The organism is Kocuria turfanensis (assembly GCF_001580365.1).
In the GTDB taxonomy this organism is placed as follows: domain Bacteria; phylum Actinomycetota; class Actinomycetes; order Actinomycetales; family Micrococcaceae; genus Kocuria; species Kocuria turfanensis.
In genome coordinates, this window is sequence record NZ_CP014480.1 from 3,731,943 (window position 1) to 3,742,169 (window position 10,227).

Here is a 10,227-nt window from a genome sequence, read left to right on the forward strand (position 1 = left end):
CGGCCGCGATCCGCGGCCGGGCCCTCCTACTGCCGCCCCCGGCGGTCCGCCGGGGGCGCCGATCCGGCCGGGGCCCGCGCGGGCCCCGGCCCGAGGATCAGTTGGCCATCATGGCCGGGTTCTCCTGGGGCTCGCGCTCCACGGACACGTGCTCGTTGGGCACGCAGTGGGTCATGGTCAGACCCTCCACGCTGCGCGGGCCGTTGTTGCCGAGGTTGGCCACGCGCTGCTGCTCCTCCTCGGTCAGGCGCTGGGTGGGCAGCGGGCCGAGGTCCTTGACGTCCTCGAGCGACACGCCGATGCCGTCGCCCACGCGGCGGCCCATCTCGTCCTCGACCATGTAGAAGTGCCAGACCATGCGCTCCTGGATCGGGCGGTCGCACTGGGACAGCGCGTCGACCAGGTTGGCGATGAGCTCCTCCTTCTCCCAGTCCTCCTGGAGCTGGAAGCGCTCGCCGGCCTGCTTGTAGTCGTTGGTCCGCTCGATCCGGGCGCGGGTCAGGCGCGCGTTGATCTGCGGGCCGACCTCGGGCTGGTAGCCCTCGGGCTTCGGGGCCTCCTGGACCCCGCCGATGATGGACGGCTCGTAGTTCACGTGCGGGTTCTGGCCCGGGGCGTGGTCCACGGCGTAGGCCATCTGGCCGTCGCGCTGGTTGGTGGCCACCGGCGTCTTCGGCGCGTTGACCGGCAGCTGCAGGTAGTTCGGGCCCACGCGGTAGCGCTGGGTGTCCGAGTAGGAGAAGGTGCGGCCCACGAGCATCTTGTCGTCGGAGAACTCCAGGCCGTCCACCAGCACGCCGGTGCCGAAGGCGATCTGCTCGTTCTCCGCGAAGAAGTTCTGCGGGTTGCGGTTGAGCACCATGCGCCCGACCGGCTTCGGCGGGAACAGCTCCTCCGGCCACACCTTGGTGTCGTCCAGCGGGTCGAAGTCCAGCTCGGGGTGGTCGTGGTCCTCCATGACCTGGACCTGCAGCTCCCACTCGGGGTAGTCGCCGGCCTCGATCGCGTCGTAGAGGTCCTTGGTGTGCGAGCCCAGGGTCTGGGCCTGAATGTTCGCCGCGTCCGCGGAGGTCAGGGACTTCACGCCCTGCTTCGGGATCCAGTGGTACTTCACCAGCACGGACTCACCGGCGGCGTTGACCCACTTGTAGGTGTTCACGCCGAAGCCCTGCTGGTGGCGGTAGTCCGCCGGGATGCCGCGCGGGGAGAACAGGATCGTGATCATGTGCATCGCCTCGGGCGACTGGCTCCAGAAGTCGAACGCGCGGTTGGCGACCCCGGCCTCGAAGTTCACGGGGTCCGGCTTCTGGGAGTGGATGAAGTCCGGGAACTTGATCGCGTCACGGATGAAGAAGACGCCGAGGTTGTTGCCCACGAGGTCCCAGTTGCCGTCCTCGGTGTAGAACTTCACCGCGAAGCCGCGCGGGTCGCGGGCGACCTCGGAGGAGTCGCGGCCGCCGGCCACGGTGGAGAAGCGCAGGGCGACGTCGGTGCGCTTGCCCGGCTCCTGGAACAGCTTGGCGCGGGTGTACTTGGCGATGGGCTCGTCGCCGTACTGGCCGTAGGCCTCGAAGTAGCCGAAGGCGGTGGTGCCGCGGGCGTGCACCACGCGCTCGGGGATGCGCTCGCGGTCGAAGTGGCTCATCTTCTCGAGGAACGCGTAGTTCTCGAGGGTCGCGGGCCCGCGCGAGCCGACGGTGCGGGTGTTCTGGTTGTCGTGGACCGGGTGGCCCTGACGCGTGGTGAGGGTCTGCTCGGGAACGTTCGTCATGGGGTTCCTCTCGGGGTAGGGACCGGGTGTGCGGCACGGCCGGGGCGCGAGGGCCCCGCCGTTGCGGGTGGGCTCGTCCGGCACGGACGGGACCGTGCCCCCAGTATGTCGGATGCGCAGGGCTATTGCTAGCGATTCATAATTGCGGTGGGTCGCGGCCGTGGGGCCCGGCGTGACCCGTCTCGCAGTGCATAAATACAACTTGGCGTGTATAGTCATGCACAGAGACGGGGCCCACGCCGTGGTGCCCGGACCACCGACGAAGGAGAACACCGTGACCGAGCGCGTAGTGCTGGCCTACTCCGGAGGCCTCGACACCTCTGTGGCCATCGGCTGGATCGGCGAGGCGACGGGGGCCGAGGTCATCGCCGTGGCCGTCGACGTGGGGCAGGGCGGGGAGGACCTCGAGACCATCCGGCAGCGCGCCCTGGACTGCGGCGCCGTCGAGGCCTACGTGGCCGACGCCCGCGACGAGTTCGCTGCCGAGTACTGCATGCCCGCGCTGCAGGCCAACGCCCTGTACATGGACGCCTACCCCGTGGTCTCGGCGCTGTCCCGGCCGGTGATCGTCAAGCACCTCGTGGCCGCGGCCAAGCGGTTCGGCGCCTCGACCGTCGCCCACGGCTGCACCGGCAAGGGCAACGACCAGGTCCGCTTCGAGGTCGGCATCCAGACCCTGGGCCCGGAGCTCAAGTGCATCGCCCCGGTCCGCGACCTCGCCCTGACCCGCGACAAGGCCATCGGCTACGCCGAGAAGCACGACCTGCCGATCGTCACGACCAAGAAGAACCCCTTCTCGATCGACCAGAACGTCTGGGGCCGCGCCGTGGAGACCGGGTTCCTCGAGGACATCTGGAACGCCCCCACCAAGGACGTCTACGACTACACGGACGACCCCACCTTCCCGCCCCCGGCCGACGAGGTCGTCATCAGCTTCAAGGGCGGCATCCCGGTGGCCATCGACGGTCAGCCCGTCACCCCGCTGCAGGCCATCCAGGAGATGAACCGCCGCGCCGGCGCCCAGGGCATCGGCCGGATCGACATCGTCGAGGACCGGCTGGTGGGCATCAAGTCCCGCGAGGTCTACGAGGCCCCCGGCGCCATGGCCCTGATCGCCGCCCACCGCGAGCTCGAGAACGTCACGATCGAGCGCGAGCAGGCACGCTTCAAGCGCACCGTCAACCAGCGCTGGACGGAGCTCGTCTACGACGGCCAGTGGTTCTCCCCGCTGAAGCAGTCCCTGGACGCCTTCATCCAGGACACCCAGCAGCACGTCGACGGCGACATCCGGATGACGCTGCACGCCGGCCAGGCCACCGTCACCGGGCGCCGGTCGAACACGTCCCTGTACGACTTCAACCTCGCCACCTACGACGAGGGGGACGCCTTCGACCAGTCCCAGGCCCGCGGCTTCATCGAGCTGTTCGGCATGTCCTCGAAGGTCGCGGCGGCCCGCGACCAGCGCCTCGCGGCCGAGGGCAAGTAGACCGGGAGCACGTAGGCTCGTGCCGAGCAGGCACGGGCACGACGACGGAGGGCCCCATCCCGGCGGTGGGGCCCTCCGCGCGCGCCGGGGACCGCACCCGGTCCGCACCGACGGGACCGCCAGGACGGCAGCAACCGCCTGGACGGCAGCAACCGCCAGGACGGCAGAAGGAGAGACATGGCGCAGCAGGACAAGCACGGCACCAACGAGGGCGCCCTCTGGGGCGGGCGCTTCGCCGGGGGGCCGGCCGACGCCCTGGCGGCCCTGAGCCGGTCGACGCACTTCGACTGGCGGCTGGCCCCCTACGACATCGCGGGCTCCCGCGCGCACGCCCGGGTGCTGCACACGGCGGGGCTGCTGAGCGGCGAGGAGCTCGAGGGCATGCTCGCGGCCCTGGACCAGCTGGAGGCCGACGTGCGCTCCGGCGCCTACACCCCCGCCCCCTCGGACGAGGACGTGCACGGCTCCCTCGAGAAGGGGCTGATCGAACGGGCCGGCCCCGAGCTCGGCGGCAAGCTGCGCGCCGGGCGCTCCCGCAACGACCAGATCGCGACGCTGGGGCGGATGTACCTGCGCGACCACGCCGCGATCATCGCCCGCAACGTGCTCGACGTGGTGCAGGCCCTGCTCGACCAGGCGAAGGCCCACCCGGAGGCGCCCATGCCGGGCCGCACCCACCTCCAGCACGCCCAGCCCGTCCTGCTGTCCCACCACCTGCTCGCCCACGCCTGGGCGATGCTGCGCGACGTCCAGCGCCTGGTCGACTGGGACGCCCGCGCCGCGGTGTCCCCCTACGGCTCCGGGGCCCTCGCCGGGTCCTCCCTGGGCCTGGACCCGGCGGCCGTGGCCGCGGAGCTGGGCTTCGACTCCGCCGTGCACAACTCCATCGACGGCACGGCCTCGCGCGACGTCTACGCCGAGTTCTCCTGGATCACCGCGATGATCGCGGTGGACATGTCGCGGATCTCGGAGGAGATCACCACGTGGGCCACCAAGGAGTTCTCCTTCGTCACGCTCGACGACGCCTTCTCCACGGGCTCCTCGATCATGCCGCAGAAGAAGAACCCGGACATCGCCGAGCTCGCCCGCGGCAAGGCCGGCCGGCTCATCGGCGACCTCACGGGGCTGCTGGCCACGCTCAAGGGCCTGCCGCTGGCCTACAACCGGGACCTCCAGGAGGACAAGGAGCCGGTCTTCGACGCGATCGACCAGCTCGAGGTCCTGCTCCCGGCCGTCGCGGGCATGATCGGCACGCTGGTCTTCAACACGCAGTGCATGGCCGAGCTCGCGCCCCAGGGCTTCGCCCTGGCCACGGACGTGGCCGAGTGGCTCGTGCGCCAGGGCGTGCCCTTCCGTGACGCCCACGAGATCGCCGGGGACGCGGTCCGGGTCTGCGAGCAGCGCGGGATCGAGCTCTGGGACCTCTCCGACGCCGACTTCGCGCAGATCTCCGCGCACCTGCACCCCGGGGTGCGCGAGGTGCTCACGGTCGAGGGCTCGCTGGCCTCACGCAGCGCCCAGGGCGGTACCGCCCCCTCCGCCGTCGCGGCCCAGATCGGGGAGCTCGAGCGGCAGGTGGCCGAGGTCGCCGCGTTCTCGCGGCGGGCCCCGATCGTCGCGGGATGAGGCCCGGGGCGCCCGTGGACGGGGCAGCACTGCTCGCGCTGCTCTCGCGGCCGGCCCCCGAGGTCGCGCCGCGCCTGCTCGGCGGCCTGTTCGGCCACCGCGGCGAGGACGGCGCCGTGGTCGTGCGGATCACGGAGATCGAGGCCTACGGCGGGCCGGCCGGCTCCGACCTGCCGGACCCCGGCGCGCACACCTGGGGCGGGCGCACCGCGCGCAATTCCTCGATGTTCGGCCCGCCGGGCCACGTCTACGTGTACTTCACCTACGGCATGCACCACGCGGTCAACCTCGTCTGCCGGCCCGAGGGCGCGGCGGGCGGATGCCTCGTGCGTGCCGGGGAGGTCGTGGAGGGCGTCGAGCTGGCCCGCGCCCGCCGCGCCCGGGGCCGGTCGAGCCCCGTGCCCGACGCCGGGCTGGCCCGCGGACCGGGCAACCTGGCCAAGGCGCTGGGCATCGACCTCGGCCACGACGGCGCCGCGCTCGCGGCCGGGGATCCCGCCGCACCGGGCTTCTTCCTGGTCCCGCCCGAGGGCCCGCCGCAGCCGCCGGTGGCCTCGGGCCCGCGCACCGGCGTGTCCGGGCCCGGGGGGACCTCCGAGTTCCCCTGGCGCTGGTGGATCCCGGGGGAGCCCTCCGTCTCCCCGTACCGTGCCGCCGTCCCGCGCCGGCGCCGCTGAGTCCGGCGGCTGAGCTCGGCGGCCGCGCAGGACCGCTAGCATGACGGGCGTGAGCGAATCCGTTGAGCAGATGATCGAGCGCCTGTGCGTGAAGATCCCCGACTACCCGGAGCCGGGGGTCCTCTTCCGGGACCTCACGCCCCTGTTCGCGGACGCCGCCGGCTTCCGGCGGACCATCGACGCCCTGGTCGACGCCTTCCGCGGCCAGTTCGACTACGTGGCCGGGATCGAGGCCCGCGGCTTCCTCATGGCCGGGGCCGTGGCCTACGCCTCCGGCGTCGGCCTGATCCCGGTGCGCAAGGCCGGGAAGCTGCCGCGGGAGACCTTCCGCGAGGAGTACGTCCTCGAGTACGGCTCGGCGGTGCTGGAGATCCACACCGACGACGTGCCCCGCGGCGCCCGGGTGCTCGTGCTCGACGACATCCTGGCCACCGGCGGCACCCTCGGCGCCACCGCCCAGCTGCTGCACCGGGCCGGCCTGCACGTCGCCGGGTTCGGGCTGGTCATGGAGCTCACGGACCTGCGGGGCCGGAGCCGCCTCGGCGGCCACCGTGTCCGGGCCCTGTACCGCGTCTGACCGGCGACGTCGTCCCCGGCGTTGCGCCTGTTACGCAACGTGCGGCGGCGCGACCGTGGGATCGCAGTGCGTACCGGTAGAATCGATGGTCTGTTCGATCCGGAACGAGGTGTCCACCCATGGCAGAGACTGTCGCCACGATGGCGGCCGAGCAACTTGCTGTCGAGCGCGCGTACGTCGCGATGCTCTACGACCGGCTCGACGAGCTGCGGGCCGAGAAGACGGCGGAGCTCGCGGCCGTGCGCCGCAGCGAGTCGGCCGGCAACCACCAGAACCGCGCGGAGCGTGACGCCTTCGCCTCCCACTACGAGGACCGCCTCGCCCAGCTCGAGGCCGTGGACCACCGGCTCGTCTTCGGGCGGCTGGACACGCACGAGGGCGACCGCCGCTACGTCGGGCGCATCGGCCTGGCCACCCAGGACCACCAGCGGCTCATGGTCGACTGGCGCGCCCGGGAGGCCGCCGCCTTCTACCAGGCGACCGCGCAGAACCACATGGGCATCCGGCGGCGCCGGCACCTGATCCTGGAGGGCCGCGACGTCGCCGCCCTGGAGGACGACGTGCTGGACCCGGAGATGCTCGACGACGAGGGCGTGCTCCACGGGGAGGGCGCCCTGCTCGCGGCCCTGAACCAGAAGCGCACCGGGCGGATGTCCGACATCGTCGCGACCATCCAGGCCGAGCAGGACAGGATCATCCGCGCCCCGCTGCCGGGCGTGCGGGTGGTGCAGGGCGGGCCCGGGACCGGCAAGACCGCCGTGGCGCTGCACCGGGCCGCGTACCTGCTCTACGAGCACCGGGAGCGGCTGCGCAAGGCCGGGGTGCTCATCGTGGGCCCGTCGTCGTCGTTCCTCTGGTACATCGAGCGCGTGCTGCCCGCGCTGGGGGAGACCGGCGTGGTCATGTCCTCGCTGGCCGAGCTGTTCCCCGGCGTCGTCGCCGTTCCGGAGCGGGACCCGCAGACCGCGCAGCTGAAGTCGGGCCTGGACATGGCCGACGTCGTCGCCCGTGCCGTGCGCGACCGGCAGAAGGTCCCCGCCCAGGCCCAGGTGCTGCGCGTCGACACGCACCGGGTGACGCTGACCCCGCGCATCGTCAAGCGTGCCCGGGACAGGGCCCGCGCCACGGGCAAGCCGCACAACGAGGCGCGCAACACCTTCGTGAAGATCGTGCTGCGCGAGCTCACCGAGCAGCTCGGCGAGCACCTCAACACCACCAGCGGCAACGTGATGGACCGCTCCTACCTCGCCGAGGACATCCGGCAGGCCCGGGACGTGCGGATCGCCCTGAACCTCGCGTGGATGCCGCTGTCCCCGCAGACGCTGGTCGACCAGCTGTTCAGCAAGCGGCACTACCTCGAGTCGGCGGCCCCGCACCTGGACGCCGCCCAGATCGAGGCGCTGCTGCGCCCGGCCGGCAGTCCGTTCACGGTGGCCGACGTGCCGCTGCTGGACGAGGCCGCCGAGCTGCTGGGCGACCTCGAGCAGGCCGGGGTGCGCCGGCGGGCCGAGTCGGAGCGCGAGCAGCGCAAGGCCACGGACAACGCCGAGCGTGCGCTGCAGAACATGCACCAGAGCCTCGAGGACGTCGGCGCCGACGGCATCGTCACCGCCTCCCAGCTGACGGACTTCAACGCCGCGACCCAGCACCGCATGACCGCGGCCGAGGCGGCCACCGCCGACCGCACGTGGGCCTACGGGCACGTCGTCGTCGACGAGGCGCAGGAGCTGTCCCCGATGCAGTGGCGGGTGCTCATGCGCCGGTGCCCCATGAAGTCCTTCACCGTGGTCGGGGACATCGCCCAGGCCGGCTCGGCCACCGCGGCGCACAGCTGGCGGGACGCCCTCGAGCCGTTCGTGGGGGAGCGCTTCGCCCTCGACGAGCTCACGGTCAACTACCGCACCCCGGCCGCGATCGCCGAGGCCGCCGTCGACGTCGCCCGTGCCGCCGGCCTGGACATCTCCGCGCCGCGGGCCGTGCGGGAGGGCGAGCCTCCGGTCGTCAGCCGGGTCGGCCCCGCCGAGGTGGTCGGGTCCGTGCTCGACCAGGTCCGCTCCGAGCTCGAGCTCGTCAACGGCGGACTCGTGGCCGTGATCGTGCCCGAGGACCGCGTGCCCGAGATCGGCGCAGCGCTGGCGGAGGAGATGCCCGGGCTGGTCGGCGCCGGGGTGCGCCGCCTGGACCGGCAGGTCGTGGTGCTCTCCGCCTGGGACGCCAAGGGCCTGGAGTTCGACTCCGTCGTGCTGCTGGAGCCGCAGGCCCTGCTGGACGAGGTCGGCGGCGGGGTCGGCAACCTGTACGTGGCCATGACCCGCCCCACCCAGCGCCTGCGCATCGTCGCCGCCGCGGGGCTGCCGGACGGTCTCGACCGCTTCTGACGCCGGACCGGGGACAGGGCGCGGACGGGAGGCCCGTCCGCGCCCTGGTACCTTGGAATCCGTGTCGAACGCAATTGATCTGAACTCCCAGCACAACGACCCGGCCTTCGCCAACATCTGGCAGGAGCTGCAGTGGCGCGGCCTGGTTCACGTGTCGACCGACGAGTCGGCGCTCGAGAAGTCGCTGTCGGAGGAGAAGGTCACCTATTACTGCGGGTTCGACCCCACCGCCGCGTCCCTGCACCTGGGCCACCTGGTCCAGCTGCTGCTCATGCGCCGGCTCCAGCTGGCCGGGCACCACCCGATCGGACTGGTCGGCGGGTCCACCGGGCTGATCGGCGACCCCCGGCAGAGCTCCGAGCGGATCCTGAACTCCAAGGAGACGGTGGCGCAGTGGGTGGACCTGCTGCGCGGACAGGTCGAGCGGTTCCTCTCCTTCGAGGGGGAGAACCGGGCGGTGATGGTCAACAACCTGGACTGGACCTCCCAGCTGTCGGCCATCGACTTCCTGCGCGACATCGGCAAGCACTTCCGGGTGGGCACGATGATCAAGAAGGAGATCGTCGCCAAGCGGCTCAACTCGGACGAAGGGATCTCCTACACCGAGTTCAGCTACCAGATCCTGCAGGGCCTGGACTACCTGAACCTCTACCGGGAGCACGGCTGCACCCTGCAGACCGGCGGCTCCGACCAGTGGGGCAACCTCACCTCCGGCACCGAGCTGATCCGCAAGGTCGAGGGCACGGCGGTGCACGCGATCGGGACGCCCCTGATCACCAACTCGGACGGCACCAAGTTCGGCAAGTCCGAGGGCAACGCGGTGTGGCTGGACCCCGAGCTGACCTCGCCGTACGCCTTCTACCAGTTCTGGCTCAACACCGCCGACGCCGACGTGGTGGACCGGCTGAAGGTCTTCACCTTCAAGTCCCGCACGGAGATCGAGGAGCTGGCCCGGCGCACCGCGGAGGAGCCCTACAAGCGGGAGGCACAGAAGGTGCTGGCCTGGGAGGTCAACTCGCTGGTGCACGGGGTCGAGGCCACAGAGAAGGCGATCGCGGCCTCGGCCGCGGTCTTCGGCCGCGGCGAGCTGGGGCAGCTGGACGCCGGCACCCTGGAGTCCGTGGCCCGGGAGCTGCCCGGGGCCAGCGTGGAGCCCGGCCGGCTGCAGGTGGCCGATCTGCTGGTGGCCACCGGCCTGTCCGAGTCGAAGTCCGCCGCGCGCCGCACCCTCAAGGAGGGCGGGGCCTACGTGAACAACGAGAAGGTCGTCGGCGAGGACGCCGAGCTGGCCCCGGACCAGCTCCTGCACGGGCGCTGGGCGCTGCTGCGCCGGGGCAAGAAGCACCTCGCCGCGGTGACCGTGCGCCCCTGATCACGACCCTCAGAATCCGGCAGCCCCGTCCGCGAACCGCGTTTGCGGCACCCCGGACGGGGGTGTAATGTTCATCGAGTCGTCAGGCGGGGCCGAGAGGCCGGCCGGCGACAGTCCCGCAAAGAGCAGCCCGGCCCCGTGCCGAGCCAAGTTCATGCGGGAACGACCGTCCTGACGGGACCGGATCGGGTGCCGACGTCAAGTTGACACTCCGGAGACGGGCCGCGTAGGATGGACGAGCTGCCTCAGGCTGGGAACACTGGTTCCGAGACCGAACGGCACGAAGAAGATACCACTCACGAGTTTCGGGGCCTTTGGGGTCCTGGTTCTTGGTCTGTTG

Annotated in this window: 7 protein-coding genes; 6 read left to right on the forward strand and 1 reads right to left on the reverse strand. The window is 71.8% G+C overall.

The annotated features are described in order from the left end of the window. Positions 1 to 97 precede the first annotated feature (97 nt). Positions 98 to 1,771, reverse strand: coding sequence for a catalase (locus tag AYX06_RS17020; protein ID WP_062736778.1), 1,674 nt, complete (start codon positions 1,769 to 1,771; stop codon positions 98 to 100). A 274-nt stretch (positions 1,772 to 2,045) separates the two neighbouring features. Here AYX06_RS17020 and AYX06_RS17025 point away from each other — a divergent pair, with 274 nt between their 5' ends. From AYX06_RS17025 to tyrS, 6 genes are all read left to right on the forward strand, one after another. Next, on the forward strand, positions 2,046 to 3,257 hold the full coding sequence (locus AYX06_RS17025) for an argininosuccinate synthase (protein ID WP_062736779.1): 1,212 nt from the start codon (positions 2,046 to 2,048) through the stop codon (positions 3,255 to 3,257). Positions 3,258 to 3,434: 177 nt separating this feature from the next. Further along, positions 3,435 to 4,883 carry an argininosuccinate lyase gene (argH, locus tag AYX06_RS17030; RefSeq protein WP_062736780.1) on the forward strand — a complete coding sequence of 483 codons (1,449 nt, stop codon included), beginning with the start codon at positions 3,435 to 3,437 and terminating at the stop codon, positions 4,881 to 4,883. Then, positions 4,880 to 5,560: a DNA-3-methyladenine glycosylase gene (locus AYX06_RS17035; RefSeq protein ID WP_062736781.1), complete on the forward strand. Its 681-nt coding sequence runs from the start codon at positions 4,880 to 4,882 to the stop codon at positions 5,558 to 5,560. The genes argH and AYX06_RS17035 overlap by 4 nt, the downstream gene beginning before the upstream one ends. 40 nt (positions 5,561 to 5,600) lie before the next feature. Continuing rightward, positions 5,601 to 6,137, forward strand: coding sequence for an adenine phosphoribosyltransferase (locus AYX06_RS17040; RefSeq protein WP_232319347.1), 537 nt, complete (start codon positions 5,601 to 5,603; stop codon positions 6,135 to 6,137). Between the two features lie 119 nt (positions 6,138 to 6,256). Further along, the gene (locus AYX06_RS17045; protein ID WP_062736782.1) at positions 6,257 to 8,515 is read left to right on the forward strand and encodes a HelD family protein; all 2,259 of its coding nucleotides are present in this window, start codon (positions 6,257 to 6,259) and stop codon (positions 8,513 to 8,515) included. Positions 8,516 to 8,576: 61 nt separating this feature from the next. Continuing rightward, positions 8,577 to 9,887: a tyrosine--tRNA ligase gene (gene tyrS / locus AYX06_RS17050; protein WP_062736783.1), complete on the forward strand. Its 1,311-nt coding sequence runs from the start codon at positions 8,577 to 8,579 to the stop codon at positions 9,885 to 9,887. Positions 9,888 to 10,227 lie beyond the last annotated feature (340 nt).